This window comes from Nocardiopsis salina YIM 90010, assembly GCF_000341025.1.
In the GTDB taxonomy this organism is placed as follows: domain Bacteria; phylum Actinomycetota; class Actinomycetes; order Streptosporangiales; family Streptosporangiaceae; genus Nocardiopsis; species Nocardiopsis salina.
On record NZ_ANBF01000153.1, the window covers coordinates 1 to 20,306 of the forward strand.

The following is a 20,306-nucleotide window of genomic DNA, read 5'->3' on the forward strand; positions in this document are numbered from 1 at the left end:
TCACGCACGACGCCGCGTTCCGGACACTGGCCGAGGTGCGGGTCCGGGTCTACGAGCGGCTCGCAGCGACGGAACCGTTCGGCCGGTTCCGCACCGGCGACCTCGTCTCGCGCCTGGTCAACGACACCGAGGCCACCCTGGACCTGCTCGTCCGCGGTCTCACCCCTCCACTGGTGTCGGTGGTGACCGGCGGCGCGACCGTGCTCGTTCTGACGGCCGTGTACGTGCCCGGCGGAGCACTGCTTGCGGCCGGACTCCTGTTGGCCGGGCTCGCGGTTCCGCTCGCGATGGCGCTCCTCGGCCGGGGCCCGGGCAAGCGGCAGGCCGAAGCGCGCGGCGCCCTGTCCACGACGCTCGTCGACACCCTGCACGGCGCACCGGACCTGGTGGCCTACGGGGCGATGGACCGCCAGGTCGCGCGTGTGCACGAGGCCGACGGCGTGCTCACGCGGGTGGAACAGCGCGATTCTGCGGTCCTGGGGCTGGGCGCCGGGGCCACCGCGCTCATCACCGGGCTCACCGTGTGGGGCGTCCTGTTCCTTGGCGTGCTCGCGGTTGAGGACGGCAGCATCGGCGCCGTCTCCCTGGCGGTGCTGGTCCTGACAACGCTGGCCGCGTTCGAGATCGTGGCGCCGCTGCCCGCGGTGGCCGCCAAGCTGGGCGCCATCCGGGCGAGCGGCGAGCGCCTGTTCGGGGGCCTGGACACCCCCGCCTGGACACCCCCGCCCAGACCGCGCCCGCACGGGAGGAGGACCTGTCCGGGAAGGTCGCCTCCCAGGGTTCCTCCGTCTCCGTACGCGGCCTGCGCGTGCGTTACGGGCCGGAGGAACCGTGGGCCCTCGACGGGGTCGATCTCGACGTGCCCGAGGGCGAGACCGTCGCAGTGATCGGTCCGAGCGGGGCCGGCAAGAGCACGCTCGCGTCCGTGCTGCTGCGGTTCCTGGACCCGGCCGAGGGGCGCGTGGAGCTCGGTGGCGCCGACATCACCGACCATCCCGCGGACGAGGTTCGCGCGCTGGTCTCCGGTGTTCCCCAGGATCCGCACGTCTTCGCCTCGACCGTGCGTGAGAACCTGCGCCTGGCCCGCCCCGACGCCACCGACGACGACCTGTGGGAAGCCCTGACCCGGGTGAGCCTGGCCGACGAGGTCCGCACCATGCCACGGGGCCTGGACACCGAGGTCGGCACGCACGGGACGGGGCTCAGCGGCGGCATGGTGCAGCGCCTGGCCCTGGCCCGTGCGGTGCTCGCCTCCCCGCGGGTGCTCGTCCTGGACGAACCCACCGCCCACCTGGACGCCGACACCCGCGATGCGGTGGTCGCCGACCTGTTGGACGCAGCGGAGGGCTACTCGACACTGCTCATCACGCACGACCTCACCGGCCTCGACCGGGTCGACCGCATCCACGTGGTGCGCGAGGGGCGTGTGCTCCAGTCCGGTACCCACGCCGAGCTCCTCGCCCAGGAGGGGTGGTACCGCGACGTGGCCGGCTGACCCCGCTGTCCCAGGCTGCGCGGGTCCGGTCCGGACCCGCGCACCCCGCCCGGGGACACGCCCCGCGCCGACCGGTTAGGGTTCGCCCCGTGAGCAATCCTGTGCGTGAGATCTTCGGCGGGTTCGGATACCTGCTCCGCGGCGTCGGGCTCCTGCTGCGCAGGCCCCGGCTGTTCGTGCTGGGCGCCCTGCCCGCGGTGTTCGTGTGGCTGGTCTTCCTCGGGATCTTCGTCGCCCTGCTGGTCAACATCGAGGAGCTCGTGGGGTGGGCGACCCCGTTCGCGTCGGACTGGGACGAGGTCTGGCAGACGGTCGTGCGCGGGGCTGTCACCCTGGCGGTGCTCCTGGGTGCGCTCCTGCTGTTCGTCGTCTCGTTCACGACGGTGACGCTGGCAGTCGGCTCCCCGGTCTACGACAAGATCGCCGAGCTCGTGGAGAACGAACTGGGCGGTGCCCCGGAGGAGGCCGACGACCCGCTGCTCGCATCGGTGACCCGCTCGGTGCGCCAGACCGCGGGGATCGTGCTGGTCTCGCTCACGGTGACGGTCACGGTCTTCGCGCTCGGGCTCGTGCCGTTCGTCGGATGGATGGTCGCCCCCGTGCTCGCGGCCGTGGTCGGCGGGTGGCTGCTGGGGATCGAGCTGGTCGCCAACGCCTTCGACCGGCGCGGACTGTTCCGGGTCAAGGACCGCCGCCGGTACATGGCCACCCGGCGTCTGCGGGTGCTGGGGTTCGCGGTCCCGACGTACTTCCTGCTGGCGGTGCCGTTCCTGGCAGTGGTGGTGTTCCCGGCCGCGGCGGCGGGTGCGACCGTGCTCGCACGAGACCTGCTGCCCGCCGCTCCCCCGGAAGCCGACTCCTCCTGAGCCCTACTTCAGGAGCGCGGCCGCCTCCACCTCGAACCCGAACGGTTCCCCCGGACGCACCGCTGCGCCGGGCACGGCCCGCTCCACCGTGCGGGACGCACCCTCCCCGGGGTCGGAGAACAGAGCGATCTCGCACTTGAGCGGATCGACGACCAGGTAATACGGGACCGCTGCGCGAGCGTTCCCCGCTGTCTTGGCCCCCAGTCGTACCGAACGCTGCTGCGGGAGACGACCTCCACGGCCAGTTCGAGGTCCTCGGTGGAGCGCAGCCAGTCCGGCCCGTCCCACCCTTCGCCGTCCACCACAGCGGTGGGCAGCACAGAGAGGTCGGGCACGAAACGGTCCTCGTCCTGCGGGATCTCGACGGTCACCCACTGCAAGGCCTCGAGTCCTTCGGGGCCGTTCTGGTCGAGTATGCGTTCGACCGACCGGATGATGCGGGCGTGCCGGTAGGAGGGCGTGGGCGACACGACGAGGCTCCCCTCGATGATCTCCGTGCGGTAACCATCGGGGATTGCGAGGTTCTCGGCCAGCGTCGGCAGATCCATCACCGTCTCCACCATCCGCGTGTCAGTTGCACACACCATGCTGTGCCCCCTTCGGTGTTCGGAACACGCCGAAGGTAGCGCTTCGAGGGCCGCCGCGAAGGGTTTTCCACAGACGTGGGAGCCAGGCCGGGGAACTCCCCCGGCCTGGGTCCCACGTACGCGTCAGCGCAGGCCGGCCGAGCGCTTGAGCGCAGTGCTGATCATGCGTTCCACGAGCGCCGCGTAGTCCACGCCGCTGGCCGCCCACATCTGCGGGAACGCCGAGGAGGGCGTGAAACCGGGCATCGTGTTGAGCTCGTTGACGAGGACCCGGCCGTCGTCGGTGTAGAAGAAGTCGACGCGGGCCAGCCCCTCGCAGCCCATCGCCTCGAAGACGTCGGCGGCCATGGCACGCAGGCGCCCGATGGCCTCCTCGGGGATCTCCGCGGGGATGGTCAGGCTGCTGGTCGACAGGTACTTGGCCTCGAAGTCGTAGAAGTCGAAACCGTCCGCGACGTGGATCTCCGCGGGCTGGGACACGTCCGGCAGCCCGCCGTCCTCGGCCTCCAGCACCCCGCACTCGATCTCGCGCCCGCTCACCTCGGCCTCCACGAGCACCTTCGGGTCGTGCTCGCGGGCGGCGTCCACAGCGGCGACGACGGCATCGGTGTCGGCGGAGTCCGGAACCCGGCTGATGCCGACACTGCTGCCTGCCCGCGCGGGCTTGACGAAGACCGCACCGCCGAGCGCGGCGATGTCGTCGAGCACCCGCTTGCGCTCCTGCTCCCACTGGCGCCCGGTGACGGCCACGTACTCGATGGTGGGGATGCCGTTGCCCAGGAGCATGGACTTCATGAAGACCTTGTCCATGGCGGCGGCGCTGGAGAAGACCCCGGCGCCCGCGTAGCGCACGCCCATCATCTCGAACAGCCCCTGCACGGTGCCGTCCTCGCCGAACGGACCGTGCAGCAGCGGCAGGACGACGTCGACCTCGGCCAGCCGCGCGGGCGCCCGGCCGGGCTCGACGACCATGAGTTGGCCGGCGGTGTCGAAGGGCAGCGCCAGCTCGGAGCCCTGACCGACGCTGGGCAGCGCCTTGCTGTCCGCGTCGATGCGCAGTTCGTCTGGGTCGCCGGAGGTCAGGACCCAGTTCCCGTCCGGGGTGATGCCGACGGGAACGACCTCGTACTTGTCGCGGTCGATGACGGACATCACGCTGCCCGCCGTGACACAGGAGATCTCGTGTTCGGAACTGCGTCCGCCGAAGACGACGGCGACCCTGGTCTTGCGCTGCTCGGACGACATACTGCCTGCCCTCGTGTCTCGCCTGTGGATGGAAAACCGCCCCGCAAACGGGGTCTACCCGTTGTCGAGCGCCTGGAGCGCGTCCTCGACGAGGTCCTCCGGATCCTCCAGGCCGATGGAGAAGCGTACCGCGCCGGAGGAGATGCCCGCTGCGTCCAGTTCTTCCTGGTTCATGGTGCGGTGCGTCGTGGTGGCCACGTGCCCGGCGAGGGTGTGGGTGCCGCCGAGGGATGCGGCGATGGTGCTGACCCGCAGGCGGTCGGCGAATGCCATCCCGGCGTCCCACCCGCCCTCGGGGTGGATGGTGACCACGCCGCCGCAGCGCCCGTGGTCGAAGAGCTTCCCGGCCAGATCGTGCTGGGGGTGGGAGGCCAGCGACGGATGGTCCACCCGCTCGACGGCGGGGTGGCCCTCCAGCGCGGCGGCGAAGGCGGCGGCGGACTCGCTCTGGCGCGCCACCCGCAGCGGCAGGGTCTCCAGGCCGCGGTGGAGCATGTAGGCCTCGTCCGGGGCCAGGCATGGACCGAGGTCCACACGCGCTGCGCGCACACGGTCGATGAGGGCGGGCGCGGCCACGGCCACGCCGCCGGTGGTGTCGCTGTGTCCGCCGATGTATTTGGTGGCCGAGTGCACGACGACGTCGGCGCCGAACTCCAGCGGTCGGCAGATCGCCGGCGAGGCGAACGTGGAGTCGACCACGAGCGAGGCCCCGGCCCCCTGTGCGATCCCGGCGAGCGCGGGCAGGTCGGAGACGGTCATGGTCGGGTTGGACAGCGTCTCGGTGAAGACCACCCGCGTCTCGGGGCGCACGGCCGCGCGCACGGCGTCCAGGTCGGTGATGTCGACGAAGTCCGTGCTCACCCCGAACCTGCGCAGCAACCCGTCCAGGAGCGAGTAGGTGTTGCCGTAGATGGACCGGGACGCGACCACGTGCGCCCCGGCCTCGGTGAGCGCCATGAACACGGTACTGAGCGCGCCCATGCCGGAGGAGAAGGACTGCCCCCGAACCTGGGTGTCCAGCCCCGCGCCCTCCAGGGCCGCGACCGCCTCGGCGAACGCGTCGACGGTCGGGCTGTCGATGCGCGCGTAGGAGTACCCGCCCTGCGCCCCCGAGAGCACGTCCGCGAAGTCCTGCGAGGTGTCGAACGCGTACGTGGTGGCCCGGTGCACGGGCATCCGCAAGGGGCGTTCGGCGGGGGCGGGTGCCTCGGGCAGGGACAGCGCCCTGGTGTTCTCCCCGACGCGCCCGGACCCTGGTGTGTGTGGCATGGTGCTCGCTCTCAGCCTGCGTGAGCCCGGCTCAGACCCCGTAGCGTTCCGGTTTGGTGCTGCGGGACATGAAGCCGACCAGCGCCTCGGCCGGGCTCAGGTCGTGGTGCATCATCCTGACGACGGACTCGGTGATCGGCATGTCGACCCCGTGGGCCCATCCGAGGCCGAGAACGGACTCGGAGGACTTGACCCCCTCGGCGGTCTGTTTCGTCTGCGCGACGACCTCGTCGAGGGTGAGTCCGGCGCCCAGTTTCTCACCGAAGGTCCGGTTCCGCGACAGCGGGGAAGAACATGTCGCCACGAGGTCGCCCATCCCGGCCAGGCCGGACAGCGTGTGCTCATCGGCTCCGAGGGCCACCGCCAGGCGGGTGGTCTCTGCCAGGCCGCGGGTGATGAGAGAGGCCTTGGTGTTGTCCTTGAAACCCATGCCCTCGGCCACGCCCACGGCCAGCGCGATCACGTTCTTCATGGCGCCGCCGATCTCCACGCCCACCAGGTCGGTGCTGGTGTAGGGGCGGAAGTAGGCGGACTTGAACAGCTTCTGCAGCCGGACCGCGGTCTCCTCGTGCGGGCAGGCGACCACGGCCGTCGCGGGCTGGCGCGCGGCGATCTCCCGCGCCAGGTTGGGCCCCGACACCACGGCCACCCGCTCGGAGGAGCACTCCAGGACCTCGGAGATGATCTCGCTGACCCGCATGCGCGTGCCGAGCTCGACCCCCTTCATGAGGCTGACCACGACAGCGTCCTCGCGCAGGTGCGGCTTCCACGCCGCGAGGTTGTCGCGCAAGGACTGCGAGGGCACGGCCAGGACCACCACGTCGGCCCGGGCGACGGCCTCGTCGGCGTCGGTGGTGGCCCGCAGGCGCGGGTTGAGCTTCATCCCCGGGAAGTAGTCCGGGTTCTCGTGCTCGTCGTTGACCGTGTCGACGACGGAGGCGCGGCGTCCCCACAGCACGACGTCGACGGCCGGGGCCGCGGGGTCCTCGTCGCGCACCAGGTCGGCTGCGTCGGCGATGACGTTCGCGAACACCGTCCCCCACGAGCCGGCGCCCAGGACCGCGATCCGCACGTTGTCGGTTCCCATGGTGGTGCTAGGCCTCCGCGTCGTTCTTGCCCTGGGACTCGCCGTTGCCGGTGTCCTCGTCGTTCTCGGCGCGCTCGGCGGCCTCACGCTCGGCCTTGCGCGCCTTCTTCATGTCGAACGGCTCGACGGGGGGCTCCTCGCCGCGGATCTCGGCCTGCAGGGCGGTGATGTCGGCCATGATCGCCTCCGTGGCCTCCTGCAGGACCGTGTTGGTCAGGGGCTTGTCGCGGAAGCGGTCCAGGTCGACGGGCGGGCCTGCCTTGAACTGGACCTTCTTGCGCGGGGGCAGCAGATGGGGCTTCTTCTCCCCGTAGGGCAGCAGCTGCTGCTCACCCCAGTGCGCGACGGGGACGACCGGGACCCCGGTGGACAGCGCGATACGGGCGACACCCGTCTTGGCGGTCATCGGCCACAGGTTCGGGTCGCGGGTGCAGGTGCCCTCGGGGTAGAAGATGACCGAGGAACCGTCGCGGGTGAGGGCCGTCTCGACCTCCTCCAGCGCCCTGACGGCGTCGGCGCTGCCGCGCTTGATGGGGATCTGGCCGGTGGAACTGGCGACCGAGCGCACCACGGGGATGTTCATGACCGCGTCCTTCATGGTGAAGGTCGGCCAGCGGCGCCCGCCGATGTAGAGGAAGTGCGCCACGGTCAGCGGGTCCAGCACGGACAGGTGGTTGAACGCGACGATGGTCCCGCCCTTGGCGGGCACGTGCTCGGTGCCCTTCCACTCGGGTTTGGTGACCAGCCACAGCGCGAACCGGACGATCCGCGACACGACCCACTTGACCCAGGCTGATTCTCGTTTCTTGGCCACGGGACTCCTCTTGATCCATCGACCCCGGCCCGGTCGGACCGCAGGCACAACCTACGCATTCTAGGCGGGGTCGGGCCCGGCGGAACCAGCCCGACCTGCTCACTCGCCGCACCGGAGGCCGCCCGTCGAAAAAGGGCCCCGGCCGACACACCCAGGGCTCCCGCGCCGCGCCGACCCCGACCGCCTACGCTCGTGTCCACCGCCGTCGCCGACGCCCGGGGGAGAGACGTGACCGGCCCTGCAGAACGAGGCGAACAGACGCGCGGGGAGCGCTGGTCCCTGATCGTCCCAGTCAAGCATCTCGGCCGGGCCAAGTCGCGCCTGGCCCGTGCCGCAGGGCCCCACCGGGCGGACCTGGCGCTGGCGATCGCCTGCGATACCGTGGCCGCGGCGCTGGAGTGCCCGGCGGTGGAGAGGGTCCTGGCGGTCACCGACGACCCCCGTGCGGGCACGGCACTGGAGGAGTTGGGGGCGCTCGTGGTCCCCGGAGAGCCGGGAACCGGCCTCAACCCCGCACTGGAGCACGGGGAGGCGGAGGCCCGGGAACGGGCCCAGGTGTGGGGTCTGTGCGCGCTCTCGGCCGACCTCCCGGCGCTGCGGCCGTCGGAACTGGCGCTCGTGCTGGGGGCGGCCGGCCGGCACCGGCGTGCGTTCCTGGCCGACGCCCCCGGAATCGGGACCACACTGCTGGCGGCCACCGGCGGCGCCCGCCTGCGCCCGGCCTTCGAGGGGGCCTCTCGTGCACGCCATGTGCGCTCGGGCGCCCGCGAACTGATGGTGTCCGGGGCGGGATCGGTACGGCGCGACGTCGACACCCCTCAGGACCTGCGGGCCGCCGCAGAGCTCGGGCTGGGCCCGCGCACCGCCGGGTGGCTCGAACGCGCGGGCGGGCAGGACACCGCTTCGGCCCTGCCGCTCGGGCCCGGACACAGCTCCGCCCGGGTCCCCTCGTGGGGTGACCCGGGCGGTGGCAGTCCTTCGCCGCCGGGCGACGAGGCTACTTCTTGTCCCCGTTGACCAGAGCCTTGAAGTCGGCACCGGCACGGAACTTCGGCACGAAGCTGGCCGGAACGTTGATCGTGGCGCCGGTGGCGGGGTTCCGCGCCGTACGGGCCGCGCGCTCGGACTTCTCGAAAACACCGAAGCCGGTGATGGCGACCTTGTCGCCGGAGGCCACGGTGGTCTGAATGGTCTCGAGCACAGCGTTGACCGCTTCGGTCGCGGTCTTCTTGTCTCCGAGTCGATCGGAGATTGCGTCGATCAGGTCACGCTTGTTCATAAGGTTCCTCCGGTTCCCCCTTGCTCGCACGAAATTAGGGGAAGCAGAGCCCGTTACACAAATACAAACGCCCCGGGAGAAGGCGTGTCGAGGCCTTCCCGACCTGCACGGTCACTCCCTGTTGACGGTGCGGCACACCCCGCACCCCGGCCGAGGACCCCCTTTTATCCCCTTCTGGGGGCCTCAAATGCCTACGTATAACCGGATTCCGGGCTCCAGGCGCGACGAACCCGGGGACTTGGCGGTGGTGAGCACATACTCACCCCGCGTAAAGGTAAAATCTTTCGACGAAGGGCGTGCTCTGGCTCACAGAGGCCGTGATCGCCCCACCAGAAGGTGATCCAGCACCCGGAACCCAGCCCGGTCGACCGACCTGTGAGGCATCCGATGACCGGTCCGCCCGGGCGGTTCCTCACCATGTGTGACCATCGCTCCCGTAACGACGACGGGGCGCCCCGGAGCGGTGCTCCGGCGACGCCCCGCAGGCCTCAGGGCCCGGTCAGAGGGTGACCGGGGCCCAGGAGCGCCGACCCGACTCGAACTCGGTGATCTCGTCGGTGTGGCGCAGGGTCAGGGCGATGTCGTCCAGCCCCTCCATGAGCCGCCAGCGCGTGTAGTCGTCCAGCTCGAAGGACTCGTGCACGCCGGGGGCGCGCACCTCGCGCTCGACCAGGTCCACGGTGATCTCCGTGGCCGGGTCGTCCTCCACGGTCTTCCACAGGTGGTCGATGACCTCCTGCGGCAGCAGCACGGTGAGCAGGCCGCCCTTGAGCGAGTTGCCGTAGAAGATGTCGGCGAAGCGGGACGAGAGCACGACCCGGAAACCGTAGTCCTGCAGCGCCCAGACGGCGTGCTCACGCGAGGAACCCGTACCGAAGTCGGGGCCGGCGATCAGGACCGTGGCGCCCTCGTGCTCGGGGCGGTTGAGGACGAAGTCGTCCTCCTTGCGCCACTCGGCGAACAGGCCGTCCTCGAACCCGGTGCGGCTGACCCGCTTGAGGTAGACGGCGGGGATGATCTGGTCGGTGTCGACGTTGCTCGCGCGCAGCGGCACGGCCCGACCGGTGTGGACGTCGAACTTCTCCATGAGCTGCAGCTCCTACTCGTTTCTGGGCCGCCGCTCGGCGGCCCCCGCTCCGGCCCGGGGTCGGCCGCCCCGAGGGCACGTGCTCCGGCCCCTCCGCGGTCGCGCTCGCTTCCCGCGCTCCCGCTCCGAGCCCTCCAGCGACGTGCCGGCGGCCTCACCTGCACCGGTGCGGCCCGTGAACATCGTGTGGGTCGGTTATTCGACCAGGTCGGCGGGCGAGGACAGCGTGCCGCGCACGGCCGTGGCAGCGGCGACCAGCGGCGAGACCAGGTGCGTGCGACCGCCGCGGCCCTGACGGCCCTCGAAGTTGCGGTTGGAGGTCGAGGCGCTGCGCTCGCCCGGGGCGAGCTGGTCGGGGTTCATGCCCAGGCACATCGAGCACCCGGCCTCGCGCCACTCGGCCCCGGCCTCCTCGAAGACGGCACCCAGGCCCTCCTCGTTGGCCTGCTCCTTGACGCGCATGGAACCGGGCACGACGAGCATGCGCACATTGTCGGCGACCCTGCGTCCGCGTACGATCTCGGCGGCCGCGCGCAGGTCCTCGATCCGGCCGTTGGTGCAGGAACCGAGGAAGACGGTGTCCACCGCGACCTCGCGCATCGGGGTACCGGCCTCCAGGTCCATGTAGGACAGGGCCTTCTCCGCTGCTGCCCGCGCGGACGGGTCCTCGAAGGAGGCGGGGTCGGGCACGGACGAGTCCAGCGAGACGCCCTGGCCGGGGTTGGTGCCCCAGGTGACGAACGGGCTGATCTCGTCGGCGTGCAGCACGACCTCGGTGTCGAACTCGGCGCCCTCGTCGGTGGCCAGGCTCTTCCAGTACTCGACCGCGGCGTCGAAGTCGGCGCCCTGCGGGGCGTGCGGGCGGCCCTGGACGTAGTCGAACGTGGTCCGGTCCGGCGCGATCATCCCCGCCCGGGCGCCCGCTTCGATGGACATGTTGCACACGGTCATGCGGGCCTCCATCGAGAGCGATTCGATGGCCTCGCCGCGGTACTCGATCACGTAACCCTGGCCGCCGCCGGTGCCGATGCGGGCGATGACGGCGAGGATGATGTCCTTGGCGGTCACGCCCGGCTTGAGCTGCCCGTCCACGGTCACGGCCATGGTCTTGAAGGGCTGCATGGGCAGGGTCTGGGTCGCGAGCACGTGCTCGACCTGGCTGGTGCCGATGCCGAACGCCAGTGCACCGAAGGCACCGTGGGTACTGGTGTGGCTGTCACCGCAGACCACGGTCATCCCGGGCTGGGTCAGGCCGAGCTGGGGACCGACCACGTGCACCACGCCCTGGTCGATGTCGCCCATCGGGTGCAGGCGCACCCCGAAGTCGGAGCAGTTCTTGCGCAGCGTCTCGACCTGCTTGCGCGAGACCGGGTCGGAGATGGGCGCGAGCAGGTTCTGCGTGGGGACGTTGTGGTCCTCGGTGGCGATGGTGAGGTCGGGGCGGCGCACGGAGCGGCCGGCCAGGCGCAGCCCTTCGAAGGCCTGCGGGCTGGTCACCTCGTGCACGAGGTGGAGGTCGATGTAGAGCAGGTCGGGCTCACCGTCGGCACGTCGGACGACGTGCTCCTCCCAGACCTTCTCGGCCATCGTGCGTGCCATGGGCGATCGCCTCTCTCGTGATTGCTGTCGTGCTGCTCCGTGCGGGGCACCTCGTCTTCGCGACCTGACTTGCGTTTCATATTTCGAGACGGCAATATCAAGCCATGGACAACTCTAGCTCATCCAGCGGCGTCGGTGTCCTGGACAAGACGATGTCCGTCCTCGATGCCCTGGAGTCGGGGCCCGCATCCCTGGCCCAACTGGTGCAGACCACGGGGCTGGCCCGCCCGACCGCCCACCGCCTGGCCGTGGCCCTGGAGCGCCACCGCATGGTCACGCGCGACAGCCAGGGACGGTTCGTCCTGGGCCCACGCCTGGGCGAGCTATCGGTCGCCACCGGCGAGGACCGCCTGCTCGCGGTCGCCGCCCCCGTTCTGGTGCAGCTGCGCGACCTCACCGGGGAGAGCGCCCAGCTCTACCGCCGCCAGGGTGACCTGCGGGTCTGCGTGGCCGCCTCCGAGCGCAGCAGCGGCCTGCGCGACACCGTCCCCGTGGGCAGCGAACTGCCGATGAACGCGGGCTCGGCCGCCCAGGCCCTGCTGGCCTGGGAGGACTCCGACCGGATCCGGCGTTCCCTCGTGGGCGCACGCTTCACAGCGGCGAGCCTGGCCCAGGTGCGCCGCCGCCGATGGGCCCAGAGCGTCGCCGAGCGCGAGCAGGGCGTGGCCTCGGTCTCGGCCCCGGTGTCGGGCCCCGGCGGCCGGGTCATCGCCGCCGTCTCCGTCTCGGGCCCCATCGAGCGCCTGACCCGCTCCCCCGGCCGCGTGCACTCCCAAGCAGTGCTGTCGGCGTCGGAGAAGATCAGCGAGTCGCTGCACACCTACGAGGGTGCGCCCTGATCCACGGCGCCTGAACCCTCCACCGCCGCCACAGGGGCGGCCCCGACGCCGGGGCCGCCCCGTCGTCGTTCCGGAGGCCCTCCCCTGATCGTCACTCTCAGTGACACGGAAACCGCATTTGAATACGGGGGAGGCTGCCGGAGAAATCAAGAACGCGAAGGGAGGCATCTTCTTTTCGTTTTTCACTCCGTTCCGGAGTGCCTTCACTTCTCCCTCTCGGACAGAACTCGCGTAGTGCACATTTGACACCGATCAACTTCTTGCCCCGCCCGGAACCCTCTCCGGACCCTCCCCGACACCCGGACCCGAGACCTTCCCTGTCCCTCCGGAAGCCCGGAAGCCCGACACCACAACGGATCCCGCAGGCGCCCGACCCCGGCGCCACCGCACGCGCCGAGCCTGCCCCTCCGCCCCGCCCACCCACACGCGCAACGCCCCCAGCGCCCCCATCGGCCACGATCCGCCTTCGGGCCGTAGGTCCCGAAACCCGCCCGGAGGCCGCACCCCTCCCCTCGTCGCCGCAGCTCACCCGCCTCTGCCCACGCTCTCGTGCACGCCGACTCGTGTTCGGGGGCCACTGTGGACACTTACTGACACGGTGTCTAACATGACGGCATGTCTCACACGAACGTGACTGCGGGCACACTCCCCCCGGGCGACCTGTCGGGTTTCCGCGAACTCCAACAGCTCGCCCACGAAGCCGTCGAAACCGTCGCCGAAGGCCTCGAACCCGGCGTCACCGAACGGGAGGCGGCCCGCCGCATCCGCGAGCACCTCACCGAACGCGGGGTCCAGGACTGGTTCCACACGCCCTTCGCGTGGTTCGGCGACCGCACCGCCTTCCGCCGCTTCCGCACACCCCTGCAGTTCTTCCCGACCGACCGCAGGCTCGAGGAGGACATGCCCTTCATCCTCGACTGCGCGCCCGTGCGCGACGGTTTCGTCGCCGACATCGGCTACTCCGGCTACCTCGGCGACAACCCCCTCCACGACCAGCTGATGGACGACCTGTACGCCCATCGGCAGCTGATCCTGGATCAGGTCCGCGCCGGGGACACCCTCCAGGACGTCTACCGCGGCGTCGACGGGCTCCTGCGCGAGCAGGGCTACGACAACCGGCACCAGGTCTACCCCGGCCGTGTCATCGCCCACCAGGTCGGCAAGGTCCGCTCGCGCCTGCCGCGCGCGATCGTGGCCGGGTTCGGGATCCGCTCCCTCCAGACCCTCTTCGGCGACCTGGTCGTCGAACGCCTGCACAACCGTTCGCCCCTGTGGGCCGACGGGGAGATCTCCGCCCACCCCGCGACCCCCGGTATGTGGGCGGTCGAGCCCCACCTGGGCTTCCGCGACATGGGCGTGAAGTTCGAGGAGATCCTCGTCGTCACCGAGGACGACGCCTTCTGGCTCGACGACGACCTGCCCCACGTGCGCCGGTGGGAGAGGCGCGCTCCCACCGCCGCCGGAACCACCCAGGAGACCCGATGACCACCACCCCCCTCTACGTCACCGCCACCGACGGCCAGCGCCTGGCCGTCTACACCGAGGGCCGCACCGACGCCCCCACGCTGCTGCTCGTGCACGGTTACCCCGACAACGCCACCGTGTGGGACGCCCTCGCCGAGGAGCTCTCCGACACGTACCGGATCGTGCGCTACGACGTGCGCGGCGCCGGGCGTTCGACCGCTCCCGAGCAGCGCTCCGGGTACCTGGTCGACCAGCTCGGCGAGGACCTGATCACCGTCGCCGACGCCGTCAGCCCCGACCGGCCCGTGCACGTGGTCGGCCACGACTGGGGCTCCATCCAGAGCTGGCACGCGGTCACCGAACCCGCCTACGCCGAGCGCCTGGCCTCCTTCACCGCGGTCTCGGGCCCGAACCTGGACCATGCGGGCCACTGGCTGCAGAAGGCCCCGGACGGCGTACGCAACGTGCTGCGCCAGTTCGTGCGCTCCAGCTACATCGGCTTCTTCAGCACACCCGGCGTACCCGAGGCGGCGTGGCTGTCCGGCATCGGCGGGCTCGTCCTGTCCGGCCTGGAGCGCATCGGCGGCGGACCGCACGAGCGCGCCCGCCGGAGCACCCGCGACCACCTCAACGGCCTCGAGCTGTACCGCGCCAACATGCTGCACCGCTTCACCCGCCCGGTCGAACGCCGCACGAGCGTGCCGGTGCAGGCGCTGGCACCCACCCACGACGCGTTCATGATCGACCAGGTGCAGTCCGACGCCGGGCGCTGGGTGGAGGACTTCCGCTTCCACCGGTTCCAGGGCGGGCACTGGTCGGTGCGTTCACGCCCGGGCCCCGTCGCCGCCCGCATCCGCGCGTTCGTCGACGAGATCGAGTCCGGAGCACCGCGGCCCCGGCGCGCACTCACCGCCCAACAGGCCCGACGCCACGGGGGCGCGTTCGCCGGGCAGCTCGCCGTGGTCACCGGCGCGGGCAGCGGGATCGGCCGCGCCGTCAGCTTCGAACTCGCCGAACGCGGTACCCGCGTCATCGCAGTGGACATCGACGAGGACGCCGCGAGCCGCACCGCCCACCTGTGCGGTCACCTGACCCCCGGTTCCGACTTCCGCAAGGCCGACGTGGGCGACTCCGAGACCATGGAGAAGCTGGCCGCGTGGGTGCGCTCCGAACACGGGGTCCCCGACCTGGTCGTCAACAACGCCGGCATCGGTGTGGCCGGCCCGTTCCTGGAGACCGGCGAGAAGGACTGGGACCGGGTCGTGCGCGTCAACCTCTGGGGCGTCATCAACGGCTGCCGCGCCTTCGCGCCCATGCTCGTCGAGGCCGGCGGAGGCGGCCGCATCGTCAACACCGCCTCGGCCGCCGCGTTCATCCCCTCGCGCGTGTTCGGCCCTTACGCCACCACCAAGGCCGCCGTGCTCATGCTCAGCCGCACCCTGCGCGGCGAGCTCGCCGACCGGGGTGTGAGCGTGACCGCCGTCTGCCCAGGCCTGATCAACACCGGGATCATCGACAACGCCCATCTGTCCGGCATGGGCAAGGAGAGCGCCGCCAAGAAGCGCATCAACCGTCTCTACCGGCTGCGCGGGTACACACCGGAGAAGGCTGCCGTGCGCATCGTGAACGCCGTCGAGAACGACCCCGAGATCGTCCCGGTCACGGCCGAGGCGCACCTGGGCCTGGCGCTCAGCCGGTTCGCGCCCAAGGCCCTGAGCCGAGGCGCCCGCGTTTCCCCGCCCCTGTAGGGAACACCGCCGGACCGCCGCACCCCACGCCCCGACCGTTGTCCCACCGCCCCTTCCAGGAGACGCCATGAGCACCGGCGCAGAGACCCCACCGCTGCCCGACGAACCCGACCGCCTCGTCCTGCACGCGCGCGACGTCGAGTTCGACTGGAGCAGCCTCGACCTGCACTGGATCCCCGGCGAACCCTTCGCCACGCACGTCATCAACGTCCTGCACCTGCTGCTGCCCGAGGGCGAGCGTTGGTTCGTCGAGGTCTTCAAGCAGGCGGTCCCGCACATCACCGACGAGGAGCTGCGCCAACAGGTCCTCGGTTTCATCGGCCAGGAGGCCGTGCACGCCGAAGCGCACGCGGGCGTACTCGACCACATGGATGCCCACGGCCTCGACCCGACGCCCTACGTCGAGCAGATCGCGTGGATGTTCCGGGTCGTGCTGGGCGACCGCGACCTCGACGGCCGCCGCGAGTGGGCGTGGTTGCGCACCAGGCTCGCGGTCGTCGCCGGCATCGAGCACTACACCGCCGTGCTGGGCCAGTGGGTGCTCGACGCCCGGAAACTGGACGAGGCCGGCGCCGACCCGACCATGCTGGACCTGCTTCGCTGGCACGGCGCCGAGGAGGTCGAACACCGGGCGGTGGCCTACGACCTCTTCATGCACCTGGACGGCGGGTACCCGCGCCGCGCCCTCGCCATGGGCGTGGCAGCCACCGCCCTGGCGGTGCTGTGGGTGCGCGGGGTCCGGTTCCTCGTCGCCAACGATCCCTACCTGCGCGGGCGCATCGGCGGTGAGCGCCCCAGAGCCCGCTGGGCGTTGCGCGACGGCCGCCGCGGCCTGATCCCGCACCTTGCCCGCCTGGCCGGTGCGATCCCCGAGTACCTGCGCCGCAAGTACCACCCCTCCCACTACGGCTCCACCAGTCAGGCCGTGGCCTACCTGGCCTCCTCCCCCGCGGCCCGTGCCGCCGAGGCCGCAGAACAGGGGGCGCACCGGTGAGCGGCACGGCCAGGAAGGGAGTCAAGCACAGCAGCGAGTACTACGCCCGACCGCGGCCCCCTGTCTCGTTGCGGGGCGGGCGGGGCCCGGACCGGTTCATGCTGGCTCTGGAGCGGGTCGCACGCGGTATCGAACCGTTGACGGCCAAGCTGCGCCCCGGCCACCCCGTCCCGGCACCAGCGGGCGACCGCACCGTGCGGGTGGACCGGGTCGAGCACCCGGCCGAGGGTGTGGCCCAGCTGACGCTCGTGCCCGCGCGCCCGGGTGAGCCCCTGCCCGCGTGGCAGCCCGGCCAGCACGTGGACGTGCTGCTCGGCGGCGGGATCCTGCGCCAGTACTCCCTCACCGGCGACCCCTCCGACCGGTCGGCGTACCGGATCGCGGTGCGCCGCATACCCCACGGTGTGGGCTCAGGGCTCGTGCACGGGCTCCGCGAGGGCGACACCGTCGGGCTGCGCGGGCCCCGCAACGCGTTCCCGTTCACCCGGGCCGAGCGGTACCTGTTCGTGGCCGGCGGGATCGGCATCACCCCGATCCTGCCGATGGTGCTGAGCGCCCACCGCGCGGGGGTGCCCGCCCGCACCGTCCACACCGGACGGTCCCGGGCGACGATGCCTTTCACCGACCTGCTCCCGGGCGAGGTCTCCGTGCGCCCCGACGACGAGTACGGGCCGCCCGACCCGGCCGCGATCGTGGAGGGCCTCACTCCCGGCACAGCCGTGTACGTGTGCGGCCCGTCCCCGCTCATCGAGGCGGTGTGGTCCCGGACCCCGGAGGACGCCCCGTTCTTCTCCGAACGGTTCGCACCCGCGCCCGTCGTGGACGGCGAGCCCTTCGAGGTGCAGCTCGGCGAGGACGGCCCCGTCGTGCCGGTGCCGGCCGACGAGAGCGCCCTGGAGGTCATGCGCCGGGTGCGCCCGGCGACCGCCTACTCGTGCCGGCAGGGCTTCTGCGGCACGTGCAGGCTGACCCTGCTCTCGGGTGAGGCCAACCACCGCGACCGGCCCACGGGCGGTTCACCACGGGGGGAGGAGTTCGCACCGTGTGTCTCCCGAGCAGCGGCGGGCGAGCGCCTGGTCCTCGACGTGTAGGTTCGAAACGAGACAACGGTCGGCGATCCGGAGGACGATGCGACGGTGGTGTCCCACAGCACCGACCACCACCAGGCGCGCAGGACACAGCGGCCGGGCCCACCCCCCGTCGGTGGGGCCCGGAACCGGCGTCCGCGCAGGATGGCCCCGCACGAGCGCAGGGACGACCTGATCCGGTCGGCCCTGCGGGTCTTCGCGCGCCGCCCCCCGGCTGAGGTGACCCCGGAGGAGATCGCGGCCGAGGCCGATGTCTCCCGTGCGCTGGTCTACCGCTACTTCCCGAACATGGCCGAGCTGCGCCGTGCCACCCTGCAACACGCGATGGGCGAGCTGCTGGCGGAACTGGAACCGCCCGAGGACCTGCCGACCCTGGAGCAGTTGCGGGTGGCGCTGCGCACGTTCATCTCCTTCGCGCACTCCTACGCCCCCGCCTACCCGGCGCTGATGGGCGGGGGCTCGGTCATCGCCACGGAGGAGACCGAGGCCGAGATCGACCGGGTGCGCGAGGGTGTGCGGGACCTGTTGCTGGACCGCAGCGGTGTCGAGAAGCCCTCTCCGCAGCTGTCCCTGGCGATCCGGTGCTGGGTGGCGTCGGTGGAGACGGCGGTCATGCTGTGGCTGTCGGAGCCGGTGATGGAGCGCGACGCCCTCGCCGACTGGCTCCTGGACCAGCTCGTGGCCATGGTCGCCGCGGCGGGCGGACCGCAGGAGGAGATGGAGCACCTGATCGCACGCGTGGAGTGAGCGGGGCGGGGTACCGGACTGCCCTCACCCCGCGACCGCACACCGCGCGCACGAAAAAGGCCCCATCCGAGGATGGAGCCTGTTCTCTGGTACCCCCGAGCGGATTCGAACCGCCGTTACCGCCTTGAGAGGGCGGCGTCCTGGGCCACTAGACGACGGGGGCCCGTGGTCTGCCGTGTGCGATGCGCTGGAAAGCCATCGTACCCGGCCGAACCGGACATCGGCACCGTGTGCCGACCGACAAGAAGGCTCCCACGGCGTGGGAGCCACCCCTGCACTTCCGTACCCCCGAGCGGATTCGAACCGCCGTTACCGCCTTGAGAGGGCGGCGTCCTGGGCCACTAGACGACGGGGGCCTTCTGCGGAACCCGAGGGTTCCTCGTTCTCTCCCGAGGCCCGGAGGCCGTTCGGTGGAACGTGCTGGGGTACCAGGACTCGAACCTAGACTAAGTGAACCAGAATCACTCGTGCTGCCGATTACACCATACCCCAGTGCTTTCGGGGGGCCGGGCCGCTTCCGCTTCCCTGTCCCCTCGGCGACGTCCACAACTCTAGCGGACTTTCCGAGTGCTCGCGAACTGAATCCGGGGTGGCCGGCTGTGGCCCCGACCACCCCGCCCCGTCACGTCTCGGAGGCGGCTTCGGCAGCCTCTTCGGCACGCGCCTTCTCCAGGGCCGCGACGACCCGGGCGACGGTGCGCTCCCGGCCCAGCAGTTCCAGGGACTCGAACAGCGGCAGGCCGACGGTCCGCCCGGTCACGGCCACGCGCACAGGAGCCTGAGCCTTGCCGAGCTTGAGGCCCAGTCCGGCTCCGGCCTCCTCGGTGACGGCCTTGAGGGTGTCGGTGTCCCACGACAGCCCCTCGTCGGAGAAGCGCTCCAGGGCCGCCTCGAGCATCGGGACGCCGATGCCGGGCTTCATGGCCTTCTTCCAGCTCTTGTCGTCGGTCTCGGGCTCGTCGAGGAACAGGAAGTCGACGTTGGGCACGATGTCGGCCAGCACCGCCACCCGGCTCTGCGCCAGCGGAGCGACCCGGGCGAAGACCTCGCGGTCGAAGTTCTCGGCCGGCCAGGGGGCCTCCCCCGCGGTCAGCCACGGCTCGCAGCGCTCGATGAAGTCGGCGAGCTCCAGCGAACGGATGTAGTCGCCGTTGAAGGCACGCAGCTTCTTCTCGTCGAAGAACGCGCTGGAGCTGTTGACGTCGGCGATGTCGAAGAGCGGGACCATCTGCGTCCACGGCATGATCTCGCGGTCGTCACCCGGGGCCCAGCCCAGCAGCATGAGGTAGTTGACCATCGCCTCGGGAAGGTAGCCCTCCTCCTGGTAGGACTCCAGTGCGACCTTGTCCCGGCGCTTGGACAGCTTCTTGCGCTGCTCGTTGACGATCACGGGCAGGTGCGCCCACACGGGCGCCCGCAGACCGAGGGCCTCCCACAGCAGCTGCTGCTTGGGGGTGTTGGACAGGTGCTCCTCGCCGCGGACGACGTGCGTGATGTCCATCTCCACGTCGTCGACGACGTTGGCGAGCACGAACAGCGGGCTGCCGTTGGAGCGCACGATCACGAAGTCCTCGATGGAGGCGTGGTCGAACTCCACCCGGCCGCGGATACGGTCCTCCACGACGGTGGGACCGCCCTCGGGCACGCGGAAGCGCAGCGCACGGCCCGGGCCGGGCTCCAGACCGCGGTCGCGGCAGAAGCCGTCGTAGCCCAGGTTCGGGTTGTCCCGCCGCGCCTGGACCTGCTCGCCGCTGCAGTCGCAGTAGTAGGCGCGGCCCTTGGCGTGGAGCTCTTCGGCGGTCTCCCGGTGCTTGCCGGCGTAGTCCGACTGGAAGTAGGGCCCCTCGAAGGCCGGATCGTCGGTGTGGATGCCCAACCAGGACATCGCGCGCACGATGCCGTCGGTCCACTCGGGTTTGTTGCGGGCCTCGTCGGTGTCCTCCACACGCAGCACCATCCGGCCGCCGGGACTCTGCTGGGCCATGGCCCAGTTGAAGAGCGCGGACCGGGCTCCACCGACGTGGAACATGCCCGTGGGGGACGGAGCGAAGCGGGTTCGAATCGAAGTCTCAGTCACGGCCCCAGGGTATCCGTGCTG

Annotated in this window: 17 protein-coding genes, 3 tRNA genes and 1 pseudogene; 9 read left to right on the top strand and 12 right to left on the bottom strand. The window is 71.2% G+C overall.

All coding sequences use genetic code 11. From position 1 onward, the window contains the following. Together cydC and D474_RS0117025 are read left to right on the top strand one after the other, a co-directional pair. Window positions 1-1,495: pseudogene (cydC, locus tag D474_RS34310) on the top strand (thiol reductant ABC exporter subunit CydC); the annotation flags it as partial. A gap of 101 nt (window positions 1,496-1,596) precedes the next feature. Beyond that, entirely contained in the window at window positions 1,597-2,361 is a 765-nt protein-coding gene (locus D474_RS0117025; RefSeq protein WP_017614746.1) for an EI24 domain-containing protein, read from the top strand. An 8-nt stretch (window positions 2,362-2,369) separates the two neighbouring features. Here D474_RS0117025 and D474_RS29030 read toward each other — a convergent pair whose 3' ends face one another. The 5 genes from D474_RS29030 to D474_RS0117050 form a co-directional block, all read right to left on the bottom strand. Next, the gene (locus D474_RS29030; RefSeq protein ID WP_239647097.1) at window positions 2,370-2,909 is read right to left on the bottom strand and encodes a Uma2 family endonuclease; all 540 of its coding nucleotides are present in this window, start codon (window positions 2,907-2,909) and stop codon (window positions 2,370-2,372) included. A 162-nt stretch (window positions 2,910-3,071) separates the two neighbouring features. Then, a complete protein-coding gene (locus D474_RS0117035) occupies window positions 3,072-4,193 on the bottom strand; it encodes a D-alanine--D-alanine ligase family protein (protein WP_017614747.1) in 1,122 nt (373 codons plus the stop codon). A gap of 54 nt (window positions 4,194-4,247) precedes the next feature. Further along, window positions 4,248-5,462 carry a trans-sulfuration enzyme family protein gene (locus tag D474_RS0117040; protein ID WP_017614748.1) on the bottom strand — a complete coding sequence of 405 codons (1,215 nt, stop codon included), beginning with the start codon at window positions 5,460-5,462 and terminating at the stop codon, window positions 4,248-4,250. Window positions 5,463-5,493: 31 nt separating this feature from the next. Next, entirely contained in the window at window positions 5,494-6,549 is a 1,056-nt protein-coding gene (locus D474_RS0117045; RefSeq protein WP_017614749.1) for an NAD(P)H-dependent glycerol-3-phosphate dehydrogenase, read from the bottom strand. A 7-nt stretch (window positions 6,550-6,556) separates the two neighbouring features. Next, a complete protein-coding gene (locus D474_RS0117050) occupies window positions 6,557-7,363 on the bottom strand; it encodes a lysophospholipid acyltransferase family protein (RefSeq protein WP_017614750.1) in 807 nt (268 codons plus the stop codon). 228 nt (window positions 7,364-7,591) lie between these two features. Here D474_RS0117050 and cofC point away from each other — a divergent pair, with 228 nt between their 5' ends. Continuing rightward, entirely contained in the window at window positions 7,592-8,380 is a 789-nt protein-coding gene (gene cofC / locus D474_RS29035) for a 2-phospho-L-lactate guanylyltransferase (RefSeq protein WP_017614751.1), read from the top strand. Here the strand turns inward: cofC and D474_RS0117060 are convergent. The 3 genes from D474_RS0117060 to leuC form a co-directional block, all read right to left on the bottom strand. After that, entirely contained in the window at window positions 8,361-8,642 is a 282-nt protein-coding gene (locus tag D474_RS0117060) for an HU family DNA-binding protein (RefSeq protein ID WP_017576946.1), read from the bottom strand. The two genes, cofC and D474_RS0117060, sit on opposite strands and share 20 nt — an antisense overlap. A gap of 499 nt (window positions 8,643-9,141) precedes the next feature. Beyond that, window positions 9,142-9,729: a 3-isopropylmalate dehydratase small subunit gene (gene leuD, locus D474_RS0117065; RefSeq protein WP_017614752.1), complete on the bottom strand. Its 588-nt coding sequence runs from the start codon at window positions 9,727-9,729 to the stop codon at window positions 9,142-9,144. 195 nt (window positions 9,730-9,924) lie between these two features. Beyond that, window positions 9,925-11,328: a 3-isopropylmalate dehydratase large subunit gene (leuC, locus tag D474_RS0117070; protein ID WP_017614753.1), complete on the bottom strand. Its 1,404-nt coding sequence runs from the start codon at window positions 11,326-11,328 to the stop codon at window positions 9,925-9,927. 152 nt (window positions 11,329-11,480) lie between these two features. Here leuC and D474_RS0117075 point away from each other — a divergent pair, with 152 nt between their 5' ends. From D474_RS0117075 to D474_RS0117100, 6 genes are all read left to right on the top strand, one after another. After that, on the top strand, window positions 11,481-12,167 hold the full coding sequence (locus tag D474_RS0117075) for an IclR family transcriptional regulator (RefSeq protein ID WP_017614754.1): 687 nt from the start codon (window positions 11,481-11,483) through the stop codon (window positions 12,165-12,167). Window positions 12,168-12,782: 615 nt separating this feature from the next. After that, window positions 12,783-13,652: a M24 family metallopeptidase gene (locus D474_RS0117080; protein ID WP_026118565.1), complete on the top strand. Its 870-nt coding sequence runs from the start codon at window positions 12,783-12,785 to the stop codon at window positions 13,650-13,652. After that, on the top strand, window positions 13,649-15,379 hold the full coding sequence (locus D474_RS0117085) for an SDR family oxidoreductase (RefSeq protein WP_017614756.1): 1,731 nt from the start codon (window positions 13,649-13,651) through the stop codon (window positions 15,377-15,379). The genes D474_RS0117080 and D474_RS0117085 overlap by 4 nt, the downstream gene beginning before the upstream one ends. 67 nt (window positions 15,380-15,446) lie before the next feature. Beyond that, window positions 15,447-16,373: a metal-dependent hydrolase gene (locus D474_RS0117090; RefSeq protein WP_017614757.1), complete on the top strand. Its 927-nt coding sequence runs from the start codon at window positions 15,447-15,449 to the stop codon at window positions 16,371-16,373. Between the two features lie 98 nt (window positions 16,374-16,471). Beyond that, window positions 16,472-17,464: a PDR/VanB family oxidoreductase gene (locus D474_RS0117095; RefSeq protein WP_017614758.1), complete on the top strand. Its 993-nt coding sequence runs from the start codon at window positions 16,472-16,474 to the stop codon at window positions 17,462-17,464. A 141-nt stretch (window positions 17,465-17,605) separates the two neighbouring features. Continuing rightward, window positions 17,606-18,208 (top strand): TetR/AcrR family transcriptional regulator, encoded by a 603-nt coding sequence (locus D474_RS0117100; RefSeq protein WP_017614759.1) that lies wholly within the window; start codon window positions 17,606-17,608, stop codon window positions 18,206-18,208. Window positions 18,209-18,295: 87 nt separating this feature from the next. Here D474_RS0117100 and D474_RS0117105 read toward each other — a convergent pair. The 4 genes from D474_RS0117105 to gltX all read right to left on the bottom strand — a co-directional run bounded on the left by D474_RS0117105 (window position 18,296) and on the right by gltX (window position 20,285). After that, window positions 18,296-18,371, bottom strand: a tRNA-Glu gene (locus D474_RS0117105). A gap of 120 nt (window positions 18,372-18,491) precedes the next feature. Then, a tRNA-Glu gene (locus D474_RS0117110) sits at window positions 18,492-18,564 on the bottom strand. A 64-nt stretch (window positions 18,565-18,628) separates the two neighbouring features. Beyond that, window positions 18,629-18,700, bottom strand: a tRNA-Gln gene (locus tag D474_RS0117115). Window positions 18,701-18,830: 130 nt separating this feature from the next. Beyond that, window positions 18,831-20,285 carry a glutamate--tRNA ligase gene (gene gltX / locus D474_RS0117120; RefSeq protein WP_083931855.1) on the bottom strand — a complete coding sequence of 485 codons (1,455 nt, stop codon included), beginning with the start codon at window positions 20,283-20,285 and terminating at the stop codon, window positions 18,831-18,833. Window positions 20,286-20,306: the final 21 nt, after the last annotated feature.

Coding starts and splice junctions, on each gene's coding strand:
- D474_RS29030 (WP_239647097.1), bottom strand. CDS start 2,909: ATGGATCTGCCGACGCTGGCCGAGAACCTCGCAATCCCCGATGGTTAC.
- D474_RS0117035 (WP_017614747.1), bottom strand. CDS start 4,193: ATGTCGTCCGAGCAGCGCAAGACCAGGGTCGCCGTCGTCTTCGGCGGA.
- D474_RS0117040 (WP_017614748.1), bottom strand. CDS start 5,462: ATGCCACACACACCAGGGTCCGGGCGCGTCGGGGAGAACACCAGGGCG.
- D474_RS0117045 (WP_017614749.1), bottom strand. CDS start 6,549: ATGGGAACCGACAACGTGCGGATCGCGGTCCTGGGCGCCGGCTCGTGG.
- D474_RS0117060 (WP_017576946.1), bottom strand. CDS start 8,642: ATGAACAAGCGTGACCTGATCGACGCAATCTCCGATCGACTCGGAGAC.
- leuD (WP_017614752.1), bottom strand. CDS start 9,729: ATGGAGAAGTTCGACGTCCACACCGGTCGGGCCGTGCCGCTGCGCGCG.
- leuC (WP_017614753.1), bottom strand. CDS start 11,328: ATGGCACGCACGATGGCCGAGAAGGTCTGGGAGGAGCACGTCGTCCGA.
- D474_RS0117075 (WP_017614754.1), top strand. CDS start 11,481: ATGTCCGTCCTCGATGCCCTGGAGTCGGGGCCCGCATCCCTGGCCCAA.
- D474_RS0117080 (WP_026118565.1), top strand. CDS start 12,783: ATGTCTCACACGAACGTGACTGCGGGCACACTCCCCCCGGGCGACCTG.
- D474_RS0117085 (WP_017614756.1), top strand. CDS start 13,649: ATGACCACCACCCCCCTCTACGTCACCGCCACCGACGGCCAGCGCCTG.
- D474_RS0117090 (WP_017614757.1), top strand. CDS start 15,447: ATGAGCACCGGCGCAGAGACCCCACCGCTGCCCGACGAACCCGACCGC.
- D474_RS0117095 (WP_017614758.1), top strand. CDS start 16,472: ATGCTGGCTCTGGAGCGGGTCGCACGCGGTATCGAACCGTTGACGGCC.
- D474_RS0117100 (WP_017614759.1), top strand. CDS start 17,606: ATGGCCCCGCACGAGCGCAGGGACGACCTGATCCGGTCGGCCCTGCGG.